Here is a 22046-nt window from a genome sequence, read left to right as displayed (position 1 = left end):
CACAGGATAAACCATAAGGGATGAAGGATAAGGACAGTGACAATGCTTCTGATACCTTCATTTCTGGTCAAGCAATAATTAATTCCTCCTAATTCTTAAATTTTTAATTAACAATGAGAAATCAAATAGAACAAAGATTCGATTACGTCAAAATCGGTATTGCATCTTCAGAGCGAATTCGCCAGTGGGGAGAAAGAACCTTGCCCAACGGTCAGTTAGTCGGGGAGGTGACCAAGCCTGAAACCATTAATTACCGTACCCTTAAACCAGAAATGGATGGTTTATTTTGTGAACGTATTTTTGGTCCTGCTAAAGACTGGGAGTGCCATTGCGGTAAGTATAAGCGCGTGCGCCATCGTGGTATTGTTTGCGAACGCTGTGGTGTGGAAGTAACCGAGTCACGGGTGCGTCGTCATCGTATGGGCTACATTAAATTAGCAGCCCCCGTAACTCACGTTTGGTATCTTAAGGGTATTCCTAGTTATTTAAGCATCTTGTTAGATATGCCTCTGCGAGATGTGGAGCAGGTAGTGTACTTTAACGCCTATGTAGTTCTCGATCCTGGTAATGCGGGAAATCTCTCGGCTAAACAACTGCTCACCGAAGATCAATGGATTGAAATTGAAGACCAGCTTTATAGTGAAGATTCTGAACTAGTTGGGGTGGAAGTTGGTATTGGTGCAGAAGCAGTACAAAGGCTTTTAGAAGAAGTTGCTTTAGAAGAAGAAGCGGAAAAACTGCGAGAGCAAATTGCCGATGCCAAAGGACAGAAAAGAGCCAAGCTAATTAAACGTTTACGGGTTATTGATAACTTTGTCGCCACAGGTTCTCGCCCAGAATGGATGGTGCTAAATGCCATTCCTGTGATTCCGCCAGATTTGCGCCCGATGGTGCAGCTAGATGGTGGTCGTTTTGCTACTTCTGATCTTAATGATCTCTATCGTCGGGTAATTAACCGTAATAATCGTCTAGCCAGACTGCAAGAGATCCTCGCGCCTGAGATTATTGTCCGCAACGAGAAACGGATGTTGCAAGAAGCAGTGGATGCTCTAATCGATAATGGTCGTCGTGGTCGTACTGTGGTGGGAGCAAATAATCGTCCTCTAAAATCTTTATCAGACATTATTGAAGGAAAACAGGGGCGTTTTCGTCAGAACTTACTGGGCAAACGGGTAGACTACTCTGGACGTTCGGTAATTGTCGTCGGGCCAAAGCTGAAGATCTATCAATGTGGGTTGCCCAGGGAAATGGCGATCGAACTGTTTCAGCCCTTCGTTATTCATCGCCTAATTAATAGCGGCATGGTTAATAACATTAAGGCGGCCAAAAAACTGATCCAGCGCAACGATTCCAGCGTCTATGAAGTTTTAAAAGAGGTTATTGCGGGACATCCCGTCATGCTCAACCGAGCACCAACTCTACACCGTTTGGGTATTCAAGCATTTGAACCAATTTTGGTAGAGGGAAGAGCAATTCAACTTCATCCCTTGGTTTGCCCTGCTTTTAACGCTGACTTCGACGGCGATCAAATGGCGGTTCACGTTCCTCTATCTTTAGAAGCTCAAGCTGAAGCTAGATTGTTGATGCTGGCTTGCCATAATATCTTGTCTCCCGCAACAGGTAGACCTATTGTAGCGCCATCTCAAGATATGGTTTTAGGCTGCTATTATCTGACCGCCGAAGATCCAAAAGCAGTTAGGGGAACAGGTCGTCGTTTCGGCAATTTAGATGATGCGATTAAAGCCTATGAACAGGGACAGATAGATCTTCATGCTCGTGTTTGGTTGCGTTACGAAGGAGAAGTAGTTACAGAAAACCCTGATACGGAGGTAATCGAAGCAGAAGACTTGGGTGACGGCAGCAAAATCGAATATTACCGCGAAAGATTTGTGAGGAGATCCCCTGAAGGAGAACAAATTTCTCAATACATAAATACTACCGTGGGTCGCATTATTTATAACAAGACTGTACAAGATGCCCTGTCCGCAGCAGTATAAAAAAGCTTGTCAGCCTCAAATTACAACGTTTTAGTAGCTAGAAGAAAAACCACAAAATGAAATTTTATAACCACATCGTTGATAAGGGTCGTTTGAAAAAACTGATGGCATCAGCCTTCACTGAATATGGCTCGGCTCATAGTGCGACTGTAGCTGATTCTTTAAAAGAATTAGGATTTCGCTATGCGACGATAGCAGGGGTTTCTATCAGCGTTGATGACTTAAAAGTACCACCTATTAAAGCAGAACTGTTAGAAGCTGCCGAAGGAGAAATTAGAGAAACGGAAGCACGCTATGCTAGAGGAGAAATTACTGAGGTAGAACGTTTCCAAAAAGTAATTGATACTTGGAACAGCACTTCAGAAAATCTCAAGGATGAGGTAGTCACCAACTTTCGTGAGACCGACCCCCTCAATTCCGTTTATATGATGGCGTTTAGCGGTGCGCGAGGTAATTTATCTCAGGTGCGTCAACTGGTGGGAATGCGTGGTTTGATGGCCGATCCTCAAGGAGAGATTATTGACTTACCAATTAAAACTAATTTCCGTGAAGGATTGACCGTAACCGAATATATTATTTCCTCTTACGGTGCGCGCAAAGGTCTGGTAGATACTGCCTTAAGAACCGCTGACTCTGGGTACTTGACTCGTCGTTTAGTGGACGTTTCCCAGGACGTAATCGTGCGAGAAGTAGACTGTGGAACTCAACGCAGTATTAGTCTGAAAGCCATGAAAGATGGCGATCGCACTTTAATCAATCTTTCCGATCGCCTTTTGGGTCGAGTCTTAGCTAGTGACGCGATCGATGATCAAACAGGGGAAGTAATCGCCACCCGCAATCAAGCGATCGATCAGGATTTAGCCATTAAAATTGGCGATCGCGTCGAAGAAGTGATGGTACGTTCCCCTCTTACTTGCGAAGCTGCTCGTTCAGTTTGTCAACAGTGCTATGGTTGGAGTCTCGCTCATGGACACATGGTTGACATGGGGGAAGCGGTAGGAATTATTGCCGCCCAATCTATTGGTGAACCTGGAACTCAGTTAACTATGCGCACCTTCCACACTGGAGGGGTGTTTACAGGAGAAGTAGCTCGTCAGATTAGAGCCAAAGCCGATGGAAAAGTTGAATTTGGCGACGGTTTAAGCACTCGTCAAATCCGTACTCGTCACGGGGACGAAAGAAACCAAGTAGAAACTATTGGTGATATTAAGCTAGTTCCTCACAAGGGAAAAACTGTGAACACCGCGTTGACTGCTGGCTCTTTAATCTATGTCAAGAATGGAGAAGAAGTCAAAAAAGGTCAGTTACTAGTTGAAGTAGCAATGGCTAAAGTACAAAAATCAACTGAAAAAGCTGCCAAGGATGTAAGTTCTGATTTGGCAGGAGAAATTCTTTTTGCTGACTTAATACCTGAAGATAAGAAAGATCGTCAAGGCAATACTACCCGAATTGCCCAAAGAGGCGGTCTGCTGTGGGTGTTATCAGGAGAAGTATATAATTTACTTCCTGGTGCAGAAGCTTTGGTTAAAAACGGCGACAGGGTAAAACCAGGTGATCTCCTGGCGCAGACTAGACTGACTGCTGCCAACGGTGGTGTAGTTAGAATGATTCGCGATAGCCGTGAAATTGAGATTGTGACTGCTTCAGTATCTCTTGACCAGGCAAAAGTTAGGGTGGAAAGTGATGGTGGTCGCGAACAGTATATTATCACCACTGCTGACGATCTCAAGTTCTTACTTAAAACTGCTCCTGGCACAAAAGTACAGAATAAGCAGGTTGTTGCCGAACTAATTGACGATTTTTATAAAACTGAAACAGGAGGTATCATCAAGTACGGTGGGATCACTGTCGGCAAAGGAAATCGTAAGCAAGGGTATGAAATAGAACAGGGTGGAACTTTACTTTGGATTCCTGAAGAAAGCCATGAAGTCAACAAAGATATTTCTCTTTTAATCGTTGAAGATGGCGAGTTTGTTGAAGCGGGAGCAGAAGTTGTTAAAGATGTTTTCTGTCAATCTTCAGGTATTGCCGAAGTAGTGCAGAAAAACGATATTCTGCGAGAAATCATCATTAAGCCAGGAGAAATTCATCAAATAGATGATCCTAAAAACGAATGGCACGAACAGTTAATTCAGCCTGGGACGGAAGTATTACCAGGAGTTATTACCCAAGAGCTTCGATATGGTGAAGTGGTGGAAACTACTGAAGGTATAGCCTTGATTTTACGTCCTGTCAAAGAATTTCCTGTAGCCGATAGACCTTCAATTCCTTCTCAAGCGTCAATTAATCAAGATGATGGTCGTCAAATCGAATTGCGCTCTGTACAGAGACTCTTCTACAAAGATGGCGAACGAGTCAAGTCGGTAAACAGTTTATCCCTGTTGAGTACTCAGTTAGTCTTGGAAATTGACACTACCGAAGCTAGTGATATTGTTGCTAATCTTAGTGCGGATATTGAGCTACAGCCTGACGAGGATAATCCTGATACTCAAAGACTGCAAATGGTAATCTTAGAATCGTTAGTTCTTAGAAGAGATACTGATGTAGATCCCCATAGCGGTGAGATTCAAACTAGAGTACTAGTTGAAGACGGTGAAGAAATTGTCAAGGGAGCAACTATTGCTCGGACAGAAATTCTGTGTAAATCAGAGGGAGAAGTTCAGGGGATTCGTGAAGGCTCTGAGGCAATTCGCCGTATCTTAATTGTGCGGGACAGTGATGTAGTCACTCACGAATTAGATATCCCTCAGAGCGAATGTAGCTTCAAAAAAGGTGACCTCATGGTTTCTGGCAGCAAGCTGACTGAAGGAGTGACTCTAGAAAATTCAGGTCAGGTAATCAATATTAACGAGCAAGCAGGAAAAACTACGGTAGTCTTGCGTCATACTCGTCCTTACCGTGTGTCTCAAGGTGCTGTACTGCATATCGATCATGGTGACCTGGTACAGCGTGGTGATAACTTAGTACTACTGGTCTTTGAGCGTTCAAAAACTGGTGATATTATTCAAGGTTTACCACGAATTGAAGAGTTACTGGAAGCTCGTAAACCTAAAGAAGGCTGTATTTTAAGCCGTAACTCTGGTGTTTGTCAGGTAGTCTACGAAGAAAATGAAACTGTCGATATTAAAATTATTGAGGAAGATGGTGTGGTTAGTGACTATCCCATCAAACCTGGGCAAAATGCGATTGTTAGTGACGGTCAAGTGGTTGAGGCGGGACAGCCTTTAACTGATGGTCCTGCTAATCCTCATGAAATTTTAGAGACTTACTTTAACTATCATCTCCCAGAAAAAGGCTGTTACGAAGCTTCTTTGATTGGATTACAAAAAGCCCAGCTATTTTTAGTACGCCAAGTGCAGTCTGTATATCAAAGTCAAGGTATTGATATTTCTGATAAGCACATCGAAGTGATTGTTAAGCAAATGACTGCCAAAGTCAGAGTTGACGACGGTGGAGACACGATTATTCTGCCTGGAGAGTTGCTGGAGTTGCGTCAGATTGAACAGGTCAATGAGGCAATGTCCATTACTGGAGGCGCACCTGCTCAATACACCCCTGTATTATTAGGTATTACTAAAGCTTCTCTGAATACTGATAGCTTTATTTCGGCGGCTTCTTTCCAAGAGACTACTAGAGTTTTGACTGAAGCAGCTATTGAAGGAAAGTCTGATTGGCTTAGAGGGTTGAAAGAAAATGTAATTATTGGTCGTCTAATTCCCGCTGGGACTGGATTTAATACTCTTGATGAACCAATGGGTCGTGGAGATTTAGACGGGGGAATGCGGAGTAATGCGGTCTATGGTTATGGTGATGATTTTGAATCTTATCGTTTGTCAGAAGATATCAGCATTAATTCAGAATCTAACCTACGTCGCTCATATAAAAATATTAGTGACGATGAAAACATGATCTTAGACGACCAAACAGCCAGGGATTTAGCGAGTTTTGATGGTTCTACCATAGATGACGAAGACATTTAATTAATAATTAATAAATATTCGCCGATCTATCTATAGCTTAATAACTTTATTTGGCTAAGCAAAAATTAGAGACGATGTGATGATGAATCAGGAGTAATCTTTAAGACATCATGGCATCGTTCTTTTTTGAGCATAACTTATTTACAATGTAGTTATAGCTGTTTTATTCCAGCATTCGAGAAATCTAATCCTTTTAGCTTAATAGTTATAGTTGCTAACAATAAAATAATTCTGACCGCTCAGCTTAGCGATCGCGAAGCCTAATCGCAATTTGCATATTAATAACAATTAAACTTAGTTACTTGATCGAAAACTCGCTGCCAGAATATTACATATCATTTATATTGATAACTTGTTAAGCTGTTGAACCTTGTATTTCATTTGTTAACCTCCAATTATTCGTAATCTGCGCTGTTTACTGTTTAGAGATTTTAAAACCAGATGATCGATCAATCGAGTCCTGCTAATAAGAACACATTAAGTAACTCAAATATTGCACCTCATATTCATAATGAAGAATCTTTAAGGCAAATAATTAATCGTCTGTCGCGGATTGAAGGTCATGTTCGCGGGATCAAAACTATGGTGAATGAACATCGCCCTTGTCCAGAAGTCCTCAACCAAATTGCGGCGGTGAAGGGAGCAATTTCCAGTGTGGCTAAAATTATTTTGGAGGAGCATTTAGAAGAATGCTTGATTCGTGCCGTAGATCAAGGCAATCTGGAGGCAGAGATTCAAGAGCTTAAAAATGCGTTAAACCGATTTTTGCCTTAGAGCCAACTAGAAATTGAGCAGAACAGGAACTTAACCCTTATTGTGCGCATCTAACTATTTGTTACTTTATTTCCTACTTGATGCTGAGGAAAGTTGAGCTAACATAGGCTTGTCGTTGGTATTAATAGACTCATACCTAATTGCGAGAAAGAGATTATACAATGGGTAAAACTAAGATGATTAAGGTTTATTTTCCGGGTTGGCAACTTTGGACTTTTAGTATCAGTATCAACCTTTTAGTTTTAGCAATCCAACCACGATATATTCTCGCTCAAACCAATACAAATCCAGACAATACACAGACAGCAGCTAATACAGCTAATACAACGATCGCCGATTTAGAGCCTGAAATATTGTCGGAAATTAATCGGGTGAGGACTAGTCCTCAAGACTATGCTCAGTGGTTAGAACAGCAGCGAAAATATTACGATGGCATTTGGCTAAGACTGCCTGGAGAAAAACCCGTCAGAACTAATAGAGGAAGAGAAGCATTAGAAGAAGCGATCGCCGCTTTAAAACAGCAACAGCCTTTACCTGCTTTAGACAAATCCTCGCAAACCGTCGCTGCTGCTACAGCTGAGTTAGAAAATTTTGCTAATTCTAATAACATTCAATACTTCAGTTACGGTAAAAAGACTGCTTCAGGAATTGTCATGGATTTAGTGGTAGATGAGCTATTTCCTGATCGCCGTCGTCGTCAAAGTCTGTTGAGTCCCGAAGCTGAAGATACGGGAGTAGCTTGTAAACCAGATCCCAGATACGCTAAGGTATGTGCGATCGCTTATTCTAATTCTGTTCACCCTGATTATCCTCAGAATCCAGATGTTGCTGAAGTTCCCCCCGAAGCCTCTGCCACCCCTGACCAGACAGTCGCTGAAGTTCCGCCCGTAACAGCTTCTCAACCCGAACCCAATCCTCAAGCAGCGCCTCCTGGGGTAAACAACGAGCCTCAACCTAGTCCAGAAGCTAATGCGAATTCAGAAGATGAACCTGTAGAAGCCGAAGAAACCCCAGCAGCAGAAACGAATAATGAGGCTAGTTTACCTGTTCCGCCCCAGCCTCAAGCAACGCCTCCTGCGGTAAACAACGAGCCTCAACCTAGTCTAGAAGCTAATGCGAATTCAGAAGATGAACCTGTAGAAGCCGAAGAAACCCCAGCAGCAGAAACGAATAATGAGGCTAGTTTACCTGTTCCGCCCCAGCCTCAAGCAACGCCTCCTGGGGTAAACAACGAGCCTCAACCTAGTCCAGAAGCCAAGCCGAATCCAGAAGATCTACAGATTGCTCAAGCTGAATCAGAAATAGAACAAGAACAAAAAAAAATAGCAGAAAACGAGCAGGAGTCAGAAACATCGGCAACAGAAGAGTCAAATCAGTCTGAAGAAGTGGCAATTAATACTGAAACTGCCGATTTTACCGAAAAAGTTGAGGAAGGTACATTGGCAGAAGGCGATCGCGTTATTGATGATGATGGTAGCCTATACGATTTCTATCCAATCCAGGGTCAAGCAGGGGAATCTTTGACTATTAACCTCGAAAGCGATGAGTTTGATGCTTTTGTTGCCTTAGTAGACAGTAACGGTAAGACTGTTGGAGAGAATGATGATATTAGTGCTGAAGATAGTAATTCGCAGCTTAGCGTAACCCTTCCAGAAGATGGTATTTATAACGTAATCGTCAATACCTATGATGAAAACGGTACTGGTAAATATGTTTTGAAGGTAAGCCGTTAAAATGCCGATTTTACCTGAATAACAATAATAAATCCGCTTGGCAAAGGTAATGTTTAATTTCTGCGTAAAAATTTGGTGATGAAATTAGAGTAACTAATACTTGCTACTCGTTACTTGAGACCGAAGGGAATCCTTGAGGGCTACTTGCTGCTCAATTTTTTAAGTAACCTATTCTGAAACGGATTTATTTAGTATAATTCGCCCCTAATATTTATTTGAATCCGATCGCCTTCTCAAGACGTACTTAGTTATGCAGGCAGTCACAAATGATTCTACCTGTGTCTACCAAAACAATCTTGATGGATGCTAATCAACGAGTGCAATAAAAATTAGGAAACAGCTCATTAGCTAGATACTATTTGCTCTGGGGCGTCATTTAGATTGTTTAGAAACTTTTAATTATTCTTGATCAGCATCACCGCTGATGTATCCAACTTGTCCTGTCTGAAATAGGTAGGGCAGCTTTTGCACTCAAAAAATATCTCAACAAACAGCTATTATGCAGCAATTTACCGCAGATTCAGAAACCCTCAATAGCAATAACGTAGACATTTCTCCAATATCTGATGTGGCACTCAACTCCCAATTGGTGGCGTTGACCGACGATAATACTTTAGTTTCTTTCGATCCTACCAACCCTGCCAAGACAGATTCACTATCAGTTACAGGAGTTGATGGAATATTGCTAGGTATCGATACTCGTCCGGCTGATGGTTTGATTTATGGAATCACTACCGCCAATAATATTTATACAATTGATGCTGATAGTGGTGCAGCAACTTACGTCAGTACCTTAAATACGCCTTTTGAGGGTGGAACTATCTCAGGATTTGACTTCAATCCTGTTGCCGATCGCTTACGTTTAGTAGGAGATAATGACCAAAATTTTAGAATTAATGTAGACACGGGAGAAGTTACTGTTGACGGTACTTTAGCTTTTGCTGAGGGAGATTCTAATGATGGAGTAAATCCTAATATTAGTGCTGCTGCCTATACTAATTCTTTTGACGGGACTAGTAGCACTCAGCTATACAATCTCGATCCTCTACTTAATGACTTCCTGTTACAAAACCCTCCTAACGATGGAACTTTAGTTACAGTAGGCGATTTGGGTATTGATCTAGATACTTTAGGAGGGTTTGATATTGTATCTTCTCCTAATGGTGAGAATGCAGCTTTTGCTGTTGCCGATGGGACTTTATATACTGTCGATCTATCTCTGGGTAAGGCATTGAGCCTGGGAGAAATTGGGACAGATGCTCTCAACTTACAAGGATTAACTGCTATATCTGGCGACAACGATGCAGATAGCTTACCCTCAGAAGAAGCGCCAACAGTATCCGAAGTTGCTGCTCCTTTAATCGATCTTAGCGATCTTGGAGATTCCACAATTAACTTTACTGTAAGTCGAGATGCTGGGTTTAATAATACAGTCGGGTTCTATGCAGTGGATGCAGAGGGTAATATTCTCGACTCAGAATCAGGTAAAACGATCGCTGTGGGAGATGAAGGTTACACTGCTGCCGCGATCGCCAATCGCTCTGATATAAGTCTTAATGGAGTCAATGGCGTTTCTAGCGAATTTACCACAGAGCTTGTAGGTGGTTCAACTTACGCACCCTTTATCGTAATTGATGGCACAATTGAACAGCTAGAAGATGCTAGCAGCAACGATCCTATGGTGTATTTTCCCTTCTTAGAAGCTAATTCTGACGGAGCAGAACATGTTCGCAGCTTAGGCGACAATATTATAGGTTTTGAGGATTTACCTAATGGAGGTAATTTGAGTTTTGATGATTTAACTGTTGAATATGACTTTGCTTAATTAAAGTAGCAGCTTAAATTTTCATAAAGGAGTAGAAAATAGTTATAAAGCAAACTGAATTTTGGCTTTTTCTACTACCTTTTTTCTACATCCTGCAATTTTTGCAGTACGAGCAAGTTTTATGAGTTGTAGAACAAGAAACCCGCGATCGCATCCCTCAGAGCCTCTGGCTCGTCAATCCGAATCAGATGGGCGCTGTTTTCAAAGATTCTTAAGTCGGCACGGGGAATCTTACTCGCTATTTCTTCAGAGAATTCAGGTGGGCAGATCCAGTCATGCCGTCCGCCAATTACCAAGGTGGGGGCTGTAATTTTAGGTAACTGGTCTAGCAAGTTGTAAGAGCGTAAAAACCCACTAAAGGCAACATTAAGAGCATCAGGAGAGAGAATTAGGAGGTTTGATGCTGGCTGAGGTGAGTTGGGATCGTAAGTGAACGAGTACATCGGCATCATCACCTGGAAGAATTCTTTCAGTTGTTCCTCATTTTCAAATGTACCGTCCCAGAGTCGTTGGGCGATCGCCTTTTGTGCCTCAGTTCCGCGTTGGGCAAGAATCTCCTTTGCTCGGATCAAAAAGCGGGAATCAGCAACCGTGGAGATAACAATTAGATGAGAGACATTCTGGGGATAACGAATCGCATAGGAAAGAGCAACCATGCCACCGTAGGAAGAACCAATCACGACAATTTTGTCTAAACCCAGATATTGCCGTAATGCCTCCATGTCCTCAACATTATTTTCCAAGGTATAGGTTTCTTTTGCTCCTCGCATTGAACGTCCTTGCCCCCGATGGTCAAAATAGACCAGCTGTATCTTATGACTAAGAGGAGAGAAGGTGGGTTTATCAAGGGTGTGATCCGCACCTGGGCCACCATGAATAATAAAGGCGACGGGTTGCGATCGCCATTGCGCTTCGTCCAGCACTAATCCTGCGCCTACAACATCAAAGTAAATCTCTGTATCTCTTATTTTTGCTCGCATAAGTTGATTTTCTGGTTAACAGTATTAAAAAAATATTAGTCTGATGCCAGTTTTGATGATGTTCAAACTGGCTACATAACGGCAGGATGATGAAATATACAGCCCCGTAGAGTAAGCAGTAAGCAAAGCTTAATCGCTAATTAAGTTTGTATTTGTTTCATTTTCTGCAACTTCAACATGGTGATACAGAAAGTGAGCCATAAAAAACCAATGCCATAACCACCTAAAATATCAGTTGGCCAATGCACCCCCAGATATAAGCGACTTAAACCAATTGCACCAACTAAAATAACCGCCAGCAGATAAATCAGCCCTGAGAATTGAGGAAAGCGAGTGGCAAACAAATAGGCTAAAAATCCATATAATACCGTTGAACCTAAAGCATGACCACTAGGATAGCTAAAAGATATCTCCTTAATCGACGATTGCCAAAGATCGGGGCGAGCTTTACCAAATACCGACTTTAAACCATAGCTGAGAATGACACCACCAGCACAGTCAATAGCAAATATTTTAGCTTCAGAGTAACACTGTTTCCACAGCAACATAATTAGAGCAACTCCAGCGATGATCGAGACTAAATTGGGATTATTGAGGCTGGTAACCAATAGCATGATGCGATCGAGAGTCGGACTAGCAAAAGAATGAATCCACAGCAGAATTGTCCGATCAAAAGCAAAAGCCTCTTGTTCTAAAACTTCGTCTGAGATTTGGGCAACAAGATAAATAATCAATAGACAAGTAATTAATCCGACTATACCGACTGTGGTAATTAAAGGAGCTATTTTGGGATTAATCCGACTCCGCCAAAATTTAACGCTCCGCTGTAACAAAGTTTGCATCATAAAATTGGTAATTGGTTAATTAAGCAAGTTCTTGGGGAAACCTAACTAGAGAATAGTAATTTAGCAATTCTAGTATCAATCCCTATAACTAGATGAATATAAAAACCACCAACACGATCGCACCCAAGTTTAAAGGACTACCACTACGTTTGGTCTTAGTTTTACCTTTTGTACTGCAAGTTTTTGGTGCGGTGGGATTAGTGGGCTATTTTTCTTTTAAAAACGGACAAGCAGCAGTTAACGATCTCGCAGATCGCTTGATGGATCAAAGTAGCAATTTAGTGTTTAAGCATCTTGATAATTATCTAGCAATCCCGCCAAAAATTAATCAAATTAATCTAGATGCGATCGCTTTAGGCTTATTGGATGTGAAAGATTTGAAGACAGCAGGACAGTATTTCTGGCGACAACTACAAGCTTATCCAGATCTAGCCTATATAGGTTATGCCCTCCCCACAGGAGAATTTGCGGGTGCTGGCAGCTATTTACCTGGACAAGGAGTCACGGTTGAAGAGGTTTCGCCTGCTACTCAGTGGAAAGATTATATTTATGCTACAGATAGTCAGGGGAATCGTACTAAAATCGTGAAAGTTTACAACGATTATAAACCTCTGGAAGAATCTTGGTATACGGAAACAGTTCAGGCAGGTAGAGCAATTTGGGGTTCTGTCTATAACTGGGATGATACACCAGAATTCTTGTCAGCTACGATCAATACACCCATTTATGACAAAAATAACCAATTAATCGCTGTTATTGGCATCGATCTGCTGTTGTCTAATATTAGCGATTTCTTGCAGCAATTAAAAATTAGCCCGACAGCTAAAACTTTCATTATCGAACGCGATGGGTTATTAATTGGTAGTTCTAGTACTGAAGAACCTTTTACCCTAGTGGATGGAGTAGCAAAAAGATTAAGTGCTACAAATAGTTCCGATTCACAAATTCAAGCCACAGCTAAATATCTACAACAAAAGTTTGGTAGCTTCCAAGCAATTAAAGACGAACAAAAACTAAATTTTCAATTACAAGGAGAATATCAGTTCATTCGCGTAACCCCTTGGCAAGATAAATATGGCTTGGATTGGTTGGTAATAACTACCATTCCCGAATCAGACTTCATGGTACAAATCTATGCCAATACCCGCACCACTATTGCTTTATGTTTATTAGCATTATTGATAGCTGTTTGGTTGGGGTTAATTACTTCTCGCTTAATTACTCGACCAATTCTGCGGCTCAGTCAGGCATCAAGTGCGATCGCTGTCGGCGATCTTAATCAACAGGTGAAGGTTGAAGGTATCATCGAATTGGGAGTATTATCTCATTCCTTTAATGAGATGGCACAACAGCTACAGACATCTTTTGCCAATCTAGCCAACACTAATCAACAACTTGATCGGATCAATCAAGAACTAGAAAACCGAGTAGAACAAAGAACCCTTGAATTAAACCAAGCTAAAAACATAGCAGAATTAGCCAATCAAGCTAAGAGCGAATTCCTCGCCAACATGAGTCACGAACTGCGTACTCCTCTCAACGCGATTCTGGGTTTTAGCCAATTAATGAGCCGTGCAATTCTTGCTCCAGAACAACAAGAAAATCTGGATATTATTAATCGTAGCGGTGAACACTTACTTTCTCTAATTAACGATGTACTAGATTTAGCCAAAATTGAGTCGGGCAAAATTATTCTCTATCCCACAGATTTTGATTTGTATGCTCTTTTAGAATTAATAGCCGAAATGTTGGCTCTTAAAGCAGAATCTAAAGGATTAGAGTTAATCGTTGAGCGCGATCCTCACTTGCCTCAATATATCAACACTGATGATAAAAAGTTACGTCAAGTTTTAATTAATCTTTTGAGTAATGCAATTAAATTTACCCATGAAGGTGCGGTAACTTTGCGTGTTAAAAAACAGATAACAGACAAAATAGACAAAACCAGCCTGATTATATTCGAGATTGAAGATACTGGTGCGGGAATTGCCCCCACAGAAATAAATAGTTTATTTCAAGCTTTCACTCAAACTGAAACAGGAAGGCAATCTCAAGAAGGAACAGGTTTAGGTTTACCTATTAGTAAAAAGTTTGTGGAATTAATGGGAGGACAAATTACCGTCAGTTCTCAATTAGGGAAAGGAACTATCTTCAAATTTGAGATCCAAGCTCAAGTTGCTGAAGCTACAGAAATTACAGGACAAAAACCAACTCAAAGAGTCATTGGACTTAAACCCCAACAGCCAGAATATCGTATTTTAGTCGTGGATGATCGTTTTGAAAACCGACAATTATTACTCAAGTTACTCCAGCCAATTGGGTTTCAAGTACAAGAAGCAGCCAATGGACAAGAAGCTGTCGAAATATGGCAACAATGGCAACCCCATTTGATTTGGATGGATATGAGAATGCCAATAATGAATGGTTATGAAGCGGCCCAAAAGATTAAGTCTCATCTTCAAGGACAAGCTACAGTCATTATTGCTTTAACTGCTAGTACCCTCGAAGAAGAGAGAACTGTGGTACTGTCAGCAGGTTGTGATGACTTTGTTCGTAAGCCTTTCCGCACAGAAGTTATTTTTGAAAAAATGGCTCAATATTTGGGAGTGGATTATCTTTATGAGAATTTGGATACCAACAAGAATGCCGAATTAGTAAGTTTGGAAAAATTGACTGCCGAAGCTTTTGCAATTATGTCTGATGAGTGGTTAGAAGAACTTGCTGAAGCTGCTTCTTTAGTTGATGAAGAATTAATTGTTCAGTTGTTGTCTCAAATTCCCCAAGAAAACCGTAATCTTGCCCTTGCTATTCAGCAAAAAGTAGATGATTTTGATTTTGACCAGATTATGAATCTTGCTCAAGCAGCCATCAATTAGTTAGTGAACCAACAACATACTCTATTGATCTATTTAATTAAAAACTACTGCAATTCGACAAGGCTGTAAAGACAAAATGGTTTGTTTATATAAAATTTAGACCATTCACATGTTGTCGCAATGTAAACTTCGTGTAAACTACTAGAAGTAATCAAACATTTAGAATATTATTATTATTTAAAGTCTCAGATAAATTATCCAAATTTAATTACAGTATTAAATTTTACAAAATCAGCTTATCAACAAGAACAAAAATAAAAATTCTCCTACTAATCTGAAAATTACTTATTTTTTGAGACAATGTATCTTGACCCCACCATTGCGTAGCCCAAAATTTTATCTTAATTTAAGCGTTAAGCCAAATATTATCTTGATATCGTTAAACTTCTTGCTCTGATTAAATACTAGCTATTTAAATAAAATAAATACTTTAATTAATATAAAATAGCGTATTTTTCAATTGAAAAATCATTCTTTTGGCAAAATACACTAAATTAAACTTGTAAATTAATTTGTTTATAATCAGATAATCTAGTAGTTAAAAAATAAGTAAAACTACTTATTAAAACTTACTTTTTTTATATTTAAAGTGAATATTTATATACCATTTCTTTATTCAGAAAAAATTAAAAGACCTGATAAAAAGTTTTTTTTATTGAGTATTTTAGGAGAAGATTTTCTGATTTTGCTGTTGACTTTTAGTTTTGCTAGCTTTTATCCCTGGTCAAATATCTTAGGGCTATTTTTACTACAGGTATCTTTTTGGTGTATTTATGAAATTGGCTATATTGAAAATGATATCTTGGGCGAAAAGTTTGAAGATAAAGCAGTACTTTCCTATAACTATAATTCTTACGAATATTCATTCCAACTATGGCAACCTTGGGTCTGGGCAGTTGTCTTTTCCATCTTAGGTATAACTGTTCTTAATCAAGAAATTGCGATTGAGGGCGTTCATCTTGGTGTGGCAATATTTGGCAATGCTCATCAAAAACTATTTCAAACATCTGAAAGCTTCTTGTATTGGATAGCTTTTTTATTAATCTTAAGATTTTTGTTTCATATTTATAATCAACTTAATAAGCAGAGTCGAGTATGGTTCTACTTTTTGTTGCAAACATGTCGCTATTGTGGTTATTTAGTTTTGTTAACTACTAATACAGTTGGCTTAGTTTTACTAATCAGTAAAATTTTGATTCGTTCAATGCAGTATGTTTTATATCGCTATATGGGGGGCAAAAATAGTGACTGGCCAATGGACTTTCCTCGCTACTTTTTTTATTTATTAATTTATCTTTTAATCTTAGGTGCGATCGCTGCTAATGAACGTGATATTTCTTTATTATTTAATTACCAAGTACTGGCAATTATTGCCTTTTGTTTATTTAGAGGAAGCAAGCACTTTGTGAAAGTGTTCTCACAGTTAATGCATGTTAGTAAAGATGGCTCAAATCGACTTGTCTAATATTTGTGACTTTTTACTGCTGTAGCTCATCAAGCAAGGAAATAAAAGGTTGCCAATCATTATCCTCACTAATCGATTCCCAAACGGATTCAATTAGAGGACGCAATAAAGCAGTCTGAGGATTATGCAATTTAAGGCGATCGCTAATTTTATCTCTATTGCTGGAAGAAATTTGATTAAGACATTGATGATAAATACTTCGCCAATTGTCGGGAATCTCAGAGGAGAAAGTAGCCTTGGCTAAAATTAATTCTTGATCCTCCCGCCAACGGGAATCAAATTCGTGGGCTAATTCAGCAAAGAAACCATGATAGCTAATCTTAGTATCTCTCAATAAGTTAATTGTCTGAGTTAATAGTTCCTGAGCGATCATTCCCAAATCTGACTCAAACCCTAGTTTTTGCAGCATTAACTGTTGATAGTGTTGCTGATAATAGTCGTCAAACTGCGCCAACCCAACTTCTAAACTCGATTGTTCCGTAATCATTGCCAGGGGTTTTTGCAGTAACTCCAAATTAAACCTACAAATATAGGGCTGATTACCATAGCTATAGCGACCACCATAATCAAAATAAGCAGCGGTAAATCGAGCATCATAGTTAGGAATAAAAGCATAAGGACCATAATCAAAACTCTCTCCAGCGATCGACATATTGTCGGTATTGAGAACTCCATGACAAAAGCCTGCTGCCATCCACTGGGCTGCTAATTGCGCCACCCTGATAACTAACTGAGCGTAAAACTGACTATACTTGTCCTCATTATCGGGGATATCTGGATAATATACAGCGATCGCACTATCTAACAATTTACTAATTAGATCGGGACGTTGTAGATAGTGAAGTCGTTCCAAAGTGCCAAACCGAATATGGGATTTGCTTAAACGCACCATTACCGCAGAACGTGTAGGGGAAGGTTCATCTCCTCGCCAGAGAGACTCCCCAGTTTCAATCAAGCTTAAGCAACGAGAAGTATTTACTCCTAGCTGATGCAGTGCCTCTGCTGCTAACACTTCGCGAACACCACCCTTAAGAGTCAGTCGACCATCAGCAGTACGAGAATAAGGCGTTCGACCCGATCCTTTAGTTCCTAAATCATACAGATTGCCATCGATACCACGAACCTGACCATATAAAAAGCCTCTGCCATCTCCCAAAAATGGATTATAAGCGCCAAACTGATAACCATGATAACGTAGAGCCAAAAAAGGTCTACCCCCCCTAAATTGACCAAAAGCTGCAATGAAATCACCGTCTGTCACTGAATCTGGTTTTAAACCTAATAATGGTAACAGGCGATCGTTACGATAACGTAAAAAATAACTGGGAAAATCCGCAGCAGCAACAATATCATAATAGTCATCACCCAAGTTTTCCATCATGGGTTCATATTCAAGGTTGAGCAGCGGGTTGAGACTTGTTCCCATAATGATTAAAATATCTAATTCTCAACTAGCTTCTGAGTTCAATTAGTTTTACAGTTAATTTATTCATTTATTCATCAATAAGTTAACTTTTAGTCGTTTTTTGATTATTGAATTATGCCAGATCCGATTATGTATCAAGAGGATGGTTATGTTGTCCTCGAATCAGATCAGCCTGAACAATTTATGAATTCAGCCGAACTGAAAACTAAACTAGCCAATCTGTTACAGCAGCCAGAAGTAATTATTCCCAGAGAGTTAGAACAGTTAGAATCACCAGAATTACAGGCTCAACACTTACTTGATAACTATTTTGAGTTAGATGTGAGTGCCGATCATTACCTACAATGGTATGTAGTACGCCTGGAAAAATAACTGGTGATGCTAATCTTTTCTACAAATAGTCTGAGAACATTTTCCTGCTCTAAACTAATTCCAGTTACCAACAAGGGTAAATGATGACCAAAAATAAGGATGATTGAGAGTTAAAGTGCCGTCTGGAAAATCTGAGGGCAGAGGTAGACCTGTGCCATTGGACAAGTTAACTTGTTTGTTATTAATCTTGACATTGCCTCGCAGCATTGCCAACTGAGTTTGACGTAAAGCCTCTGCCTTATTCAAAGTACTATCGAGCTGATCATAAAACTCGCCCATCATAGCTAAAGTTCCTAAATCGCTAACATACCAAAGACTAGCCAATGTAGATTTGACCCCTGCTTGTACTGCTAATCCTGCAAAACCTAACTCAGCATCCTTATCTCCCAAGGCAGTTTCACAAGCGCTTAAAACCATTAACTCAATTGGCGTCTTATTAGTATTCCAACCAAGTTGATTTGATAGTTTTTGTAGCTGAGGTATTTTTAGCTGACTATCATAAAACTGGATATAAGAATCGCTTAAATCACCTGCTTTGAATTCAGCATGAGTCCCTAAATGAATAATAGAAAATGGTGTTTGCCCACTGTTTTGAGCGACGAAATTGGGAATTGTGAACTGTTGATTTAAAAATGATTGTCCACGACGGGGATTACTGACAATAGTTTTCAGTTCAATAGGCATAGTTGGTAAGTCTGCTTGCTCTTTGAACTCTGATGCACCCATTGCCAAAATGGAAGCCTTGGCTGGACTCACGTAGCGAGTATCAGTTAAGCCAAAACTAGGAACCATTCCCATAGCGTACTTTTCAATCAAGAATTGTTTTCCATCATAAAGTGCGGCAACAGGCAATAAACGCAATCCTGAATCCATCGAAAATACCAGAACATCGATTTTATTAGCCGCTAGATCTGCTTCTATGGGTTTGATCAGAACATTGTATAGCTCTTGTGATGACCTTTTGTATTCATTCTGATTTAGTCTTCTAACATCACCAATTTTTTCGCGCAACTCTGTTGCCTTAGCAATAATATCTTTTCGCGAGGTGTTTTTGACTGTCTTACGTATGATTGGAACTTGAGCGGCTGGAGGTGCATCAATACCATTTAACTCAGATGATGCCACTAAGGAGGTTTCGGCATTTGCTTGCACTTGCTCTGGTAAAACTACAAAGGACTCTAGCTGATTGTTTTGCAGAGAAATATTGATAAAGGCAGCTTTTTTGCCTGTTTGTTCAGCTAACTGAGCTAATCGATGAGAAATCTGTTTGACTGACGGTACAGAACCATAAAGTTGAATTCCCGTAGAACCAATTAATTGATTCAGTTGAAATTCTTCCTGCATCAAGATAGCTAAATCGCTAGGCGCATCTTGAAATTGAGTTTCATATTCTCCACGGTCTATTTGTTCCGTCGCTGGTTGAGAATTTTTCTCTGCTACCTTTTCTTCCTTTGGTTCCTCAGATTTTTTAATGTCTCTCTGCTCAGCTTCGTCAACTAATTTTTTGACTATTTCATCAGACTCAGGTGAGTTGGCAGCTTCCGCTTCAGTAGTTTGTTCGATTATTACGGGTTCGCTCTCAACAATTTCAGATTGAGTATTGATTGTGTCAGAAGTTTCTTGACTAGGAGTTTCTTGACTAGAAGTTTCTATCTCACTATTAGGCTGAGTACTATCAACAGGAGTTTCTTCGACGATATCCCCCGCTGTGTTTTCTCCCAAATTATCAGCTGTGTTGCCTTCATCTGGCTCAGGCTGATTCATGATCTCATTGGGATTAGGTTGCGTAATATCAGACATATTACCTGATTGAGAACGCGCTATTTCTGTAGAGGATATGATCAACGCACATGACAACACTACTCTTATTAATAATCGAGATAATTTCATAATTGATGTCTCACTTTGAATTTACTAATAATCTATTTAAAAGAAAAACTGTAGCCAAGACCCAAAACAAATCTTGTTCCGTCTCCCGCCGAACCAGTCACATCCGTAATTGAAGGAACAATAACGAGGGGTAATTTTCTAAATGGTACCAAAGGAACTCCAATCGTTAAGTCTTGACCACTCCATTCCGCTACCAAACCAATTGGTTGAATCACTTTAACTGCTAAACTACCAAAAACGCCGACGTTTTCGTTACCTTCATTGATATTGGACTCGGAGCGGAATTGACCGCCACCCACGCCCAATGTTGTATACAATTCACTAAAAGGCTTAGTTCTGTCTGGTCGTAATTTAAACCTTTTAGTAGCAACCCCATACACAGATGATCCTCCGTCCGTATTTCCCCACGTAGTTAAGCCTTGAACGCCGATAGCAACAGCAAAGTCTTTTGGTAAACGACGATGTAGCTTGAGATTAATTGACCCATCACTAAAAGGTGAACTAACATCAACTAAACTAACTCCCACCTGTAAGCCAAGATTTTTTTGAGGATCTCCTAAGCCAAAGCCCAGACCAATCACTCCATCAGCATCTTCTCTAAATCTTGCCCTCTCTTGATAGCCGATCCCAATTCCCACATTTCCCCAAGCTGCTCCATAAGCTGATGGATTGATAATCGTGATACTCGGAGAGGTTCGGTATGTCTCTTTCGGAAACGGAAGTTGTAATGGGATTCGTTTTGGTTCAAATCGTTCTCCTGCCGATGGCTGACGGCGTAATGAGGGAGCACCATCTTCTAATGGTTGAGCAGCAACAGCATTATTCAGCTTTTCTTTAAGGGGAATGGGCTGAAGTTGGGTTTTACTCAACTTGCTGTTGTTTGGTTGTCTGAAATTTGATGGTGAGGAAAGTTTAATTTGTTCAGCTTTAACATGAACACTACTGGCTGCCAATATAGCGATGTTTATTAAAGCAATTTTTAGATAGGGAAGGAAGAACTTTCTAATGAGAGACATCTACAACACAGTGCTTTATATATTTCTATATGTAATTTATATGTAAAAGTGACTTTTACCAAATCTTGCTTGCCTAACATTTGACTCCCATCATCAACCAAATACTACTAGATAAGCTATCGAGTAACTTTATAAGAAATATAGACAGAGTTTAAGAACTCACGCTTAACAGGCTAGTTGATTATGAGGGAACAACTTTAGGTCAATAACTAAGAGCAAGAAAACACTGATGGGTTGATAGATTTAGCTCTATACCATTAAGTACTGATTAGAAAGACCATTTTGCAATATTTTGCAATATAAAGTGTCAGTTAGTGGCAATAGCATACCTACCAAGGCCACCAAAGAGGTTGATATGGTTCATCATTGAAACTATATACTCCTCGAACTTTATATACTTCGCAATCAATAGGAGATTTATTTTCTAAAACACAACTAGCATTAAATTTAGGGTTGACGCTAAACAGCTTTTCACTAGTCTCGTCCAGACAATTTTGGTCTTCTTTGTTGACCAAACAAACCTGGTTTTCCTCTTTAGTAGTTTCAGCTTTTAAATATTTAGCATCTTCCTGTTGATAGGAAGTTTGTAATTTTGTAGCGGTTTGCTGACAGACTTCTGCTCCAGACTGTCCTGGTAATAAATATTCAGCGTGCCAACTCATCAAAGGTGTCAAATTTACTTTGCCTGGGTTGTAGGCAAACATGGTGGGGGTGTCGCCTTGAGCGGCGCAAACAAATACAGATTTAGTAGACTCAGGAGCGGCTTTTTCTTCAGCCTTAACAGGAACTGTAACTAAGGCGATCGCGCCTGCAACCAAAACAAGAGATAAATATTTATTTTTCATCTGTGCTACCTAAAGATTGAGA

The 22046-nt window shown here is 40.0% G+C and carries 14 protein-coding genes; 8 read left to right on the top strand and 6 right to left on the bottom strand.

From position 1 onward, the window contains the following. Nucleotides 1-113: 113 nt before the first annotated feature. From C7B62_RS26815 to C7B62_RS05520, 5 genes are all read left to right on the top strand, one after another. On the top strand, nucleotides 114-1997 hold the full coding sequence (locus C7B62_RS26815) for a DNA-directed RNA polymerase subunit gamma (RefSeq protein ID WP_106233627.1): 1884 nt from the start codon (nucleotides 114-116) through the stop codon (nucleotides 1995-1997). Between the two features lie 56 nt (nucleotides 1998-2053). Further along, complete coding sequence (locus C7B62_RS05535; protein WP_106233626.1) at nucleotides 2054-5977, top strand: DNA-directed RNA polymerase subunit beta'; 3924 nt, start codon at nucleotides 2054-2056, stop codon at nucleotides 5975-5977. Between the two features lie 441 nt (nucleotides 5978-6418). After that, nucleotides 6419-6751: a metal-sensitive transcriptional regulator gene (locus C7B62_RS05530; RefSeq protein WP_106233625.1), complete on the top strand. Its 333-nt coding sequence runs from the start codon at nucleotides 6419-6421 to the stop codon at nucleotides 6749-6751. 161 nt (nucleotides 6752-6912) lie between these two features. Then, a complete protein-coding gene (locus C7B62_RS05525) occupies nucleotides 6913-8484 on the top strand; it encodes a PPC domain-containing protein (RefSeq protein ID WP_106233624.1) in 1572 nt (523 codons plus the stop codon). A 499-nt stretch (nucleotides 8485-8983) separates the two neighbouring features. Then, nucleotides 8984-10309 (top strand): DUF4394 domain-containing protein, encoded by a 1326-nt coding sequence (locus C7B62_RS05520; protein WP_106233623.1) that lies wholly within the window; start codon nucleotides 8984-8986, stop codon nucleotides 10307-10309. A gap of 119 nt (nucleotides 10310-10428) precedes the next feature. Here C7B62_RS05520 and C7B62_RS05515 read toward each other — a convergent pair whose 3' ends face one another. Beyond that, a complete protein-coding gene (locus C7B62_RS05515; protein ID WP_106233622.1) occupies nucleotides 10429-11289 on the bottom strand; it encodes an alpha/beta fold hydrolase in 861 nt (286 codons plus the stop codon). Nucleotides 11290-11429: 140 nt separating this feature from the next. Continuing rightward, nucleotides 11430-12131 (bottom strand): phosphatase PAP2 family protein, encoded by a 702-nt coding sequence (locus C7B62_RS05510; RefSeq protein WP_106233621.1) that lies wholly within the window; start codon nucleotides 12129-12131, stop codon nucleotides 11430-11432. 95 nt (nucleotides 12132-12226) lie between these two features. Here C7B62_RS05510 and C7B62_RS05505 point away from each other — a divergent pair, with 95 nt between their 5' ends. Both C7B62_RS05505 and C7B62_RS05500 read left to right on the top strand, forming a co-directional pair. After that, a complete protein-coding gene (locus tag C7B62_RS05505) occupies nucleotides 12227-15010 on the top strand; it encodes a hybrid sensor histidine kinase/response regulator (protein ID WP_106233620.1) in 2784 nt (927 codons plus the stop codon). Between the two features lie 589 nt (nucleotides 15011-15599). Beyond that, entirely contained in the window at nucleotides 15600-16475 is an 876-nt protein-coding gene (locus C7B62_RS05500; RefSeq protein WP_106233619.1) for a hypothetical protein, read from the top strand. A 13-nt stretch (nucleotides 16476-16488) separates the two neighbouring features. Here C7B62_RS05500 and C7B62_RS05495 read toward each other — a convergent pair whose 3' ends face one another. Then, a complete protein-coding gene (locus tag C7B62_RS05495) occupies nucleotides 16489-17901 on the bottom strand; it encodes a YdiU family protein (RefSeq protein ID WP_106233618.1) in 1413 nt (470 codons plus the stop codon). A gap of 114 nt (nucleotides 17902-18015) precedes the next feature. Here C7B62_RS05495 and C7B62_RS05490 point away from each other — a divergent pair, with 114 nt between their 5' ends. Beyond that, the gene (locus C7B62_RS05490; RefSeq protein WP_106233617.1) at nucleotides 18016-18273 is read left to right on the top strand and encodes a chlororespiratory reduction protein 7; all 258 of its coding nucleotides are present in this window, start codon (nucleotides 18016-18018) and stop codon (nucleotides 18271-18273) included. Nucleotides 18274-18327: 54 nt separating this feature from the next. On the opposite strand, the gene C7B62_RS05485 is transcribed toward C7B62_RS05490, so the two are convergent. From C7B62_RS05485 to C7B62_RS05475, 3 genes are all read right to left on the bottom strand, one after another. After that, nucleotides 18328-20163, bottom strand: coding sequence for a CHAT domain-containing protein (locus tag C7B62_RS05485; RefSeq protein WP_106233616.1), 1836 nt, complete (start codon nucleotides 20161-20163; stop codon nucleotides 18328-18330). Between the two features lie 32 nt (nucleotides 20164-20195). Continuing rightward, a complete protein-coding gene (locus tag C7B62_RS05480; protein WP_233219820.1) occupies nucleotides 20196-21179 on the bottom strand; it encodes a hypothetical protein in 984 nt (327 codons plus the stop codon). A gap of 329 nt (nucleotides 21180-21508) precedes the next feature. Continuing rightward, on the bottom strand, nucleotides 21509-22024 hold the full coding sequence (locus C7B62_RS05475) for a COP23 domain-containing protein (RefSeq protein ID WP_106233615.1): 516 nt from the start codon (nucleotides 22022-22024) through the stop codon (nucleotides 21509-21511). Between the last annotated feature and the right edge of the window lie 22 nt (nucleotides 22025-22046).

The organism is Pleurocapsa sp. CCALA 161, from assembly GCF_003003995.1.
GTDB lineage: Bacteria > Cyanobacteriota > Cyanobacteriia > Cyanobacteriales > Xenococcaceae > Waterburya.
This window is presented reverse-complemented; position numbering and strand designations above follow the sequence as displayed.

Excerpts from the sequence above, each read along its gene's own strand:
- C7B62_RS05520 (WP_106233623.1), top strand. The coding sequence starts at position 8,984 with ATGCAGCAATTTACCGCAGATTCAGAAACCCTCAATAGCAATAACGTA.
- C7B62_RS05485 (WP_106233616.1), bottom strand. The coding sequence starts at position 20,163 with ATGAAATTATCTCGATTATTAATAAGAGTAGTGTTGTCATGTGCGTTG.
- C7B62_RS05510 (WP_106233621.1), bottom strand. The coding sequence starts at position 12,131 with ATGCAAACTTTGTTACAGCGGAGCGTTAAATTTTGGCGGAGTCGGATT.
- C7B62_RS05495 (WP_106233618.1), bottom strand. The coding sequence starts at position 17,901 with ATGGGAACAAGTCTCAACCCGCTGCTCAACCTTGAATATGAACCCATG.
- C7B62_RS05475 (WP_106233615.1), bottom strand. The coding sequence starts at position 22,024 with ATGAAAAATAAATATTTATCTCTTGTTTTGGTTGCAGGCGCGATCGCC.
- C7B62_RS05480 (WP_233219820.1), bottom strand. The coding sequence starts at position 21,179 with ATGTCTCTCATTAGAAAGTTCTTCCTTCCCTATCTAAAAATTGCTTTA.
- C7B62_RS26815 (WP_106233627.1), top strand. The coding sequence starts at position 114 with ATGAGAAATCAAATAGAACAAAGATTCGATTACGTCAAAATCGGTATT.
- C7B62_RS05530 (WP_106233625.1), top strand. The coding sequence starts at position 6,419 with ATGATCGATCAATCGAGTCCTGCTAATAAGAACACATTAAGTAACTCA.
- C7B62_RS05535 (WP_106233626.1), top strand. The coding sequence starts at position 2,054 with ATGAAATTTTATAACCACATCGTTGATAAGGGTCGTTTGAAAAAACTG.
- C7B62_RS05490 (WP_106233617.1), top strand. The coding sequence starts at position 18,016 with ATGCCAGATCCGATTATGTATCAAGAGGATGGTTATGTTGTCCTCGAA.
- C7B62_RS05515 (WP_106233622.1), bottom strand. The coding sequence starts at position 11,289 with ATGCGAGCAAAAATAAGAGATACAGAGATTTACTTTGATGTTGTAGGC.
- C7B62_RS05505 (WP_106233620.1), top strand. The coding sequence starts at position 12,227 with ATGAATATAAAAACCACCAACACGATCGCACCCAAGTTTAAAGGACTA.
- C7B62_RS05525 (WP_106233624.1), top strand. The coding sequence starts at position 6,913 with ATGGGTAAAACTAAGATGATTAAGGTTTATTTTCCGGGTTGGCAACTT.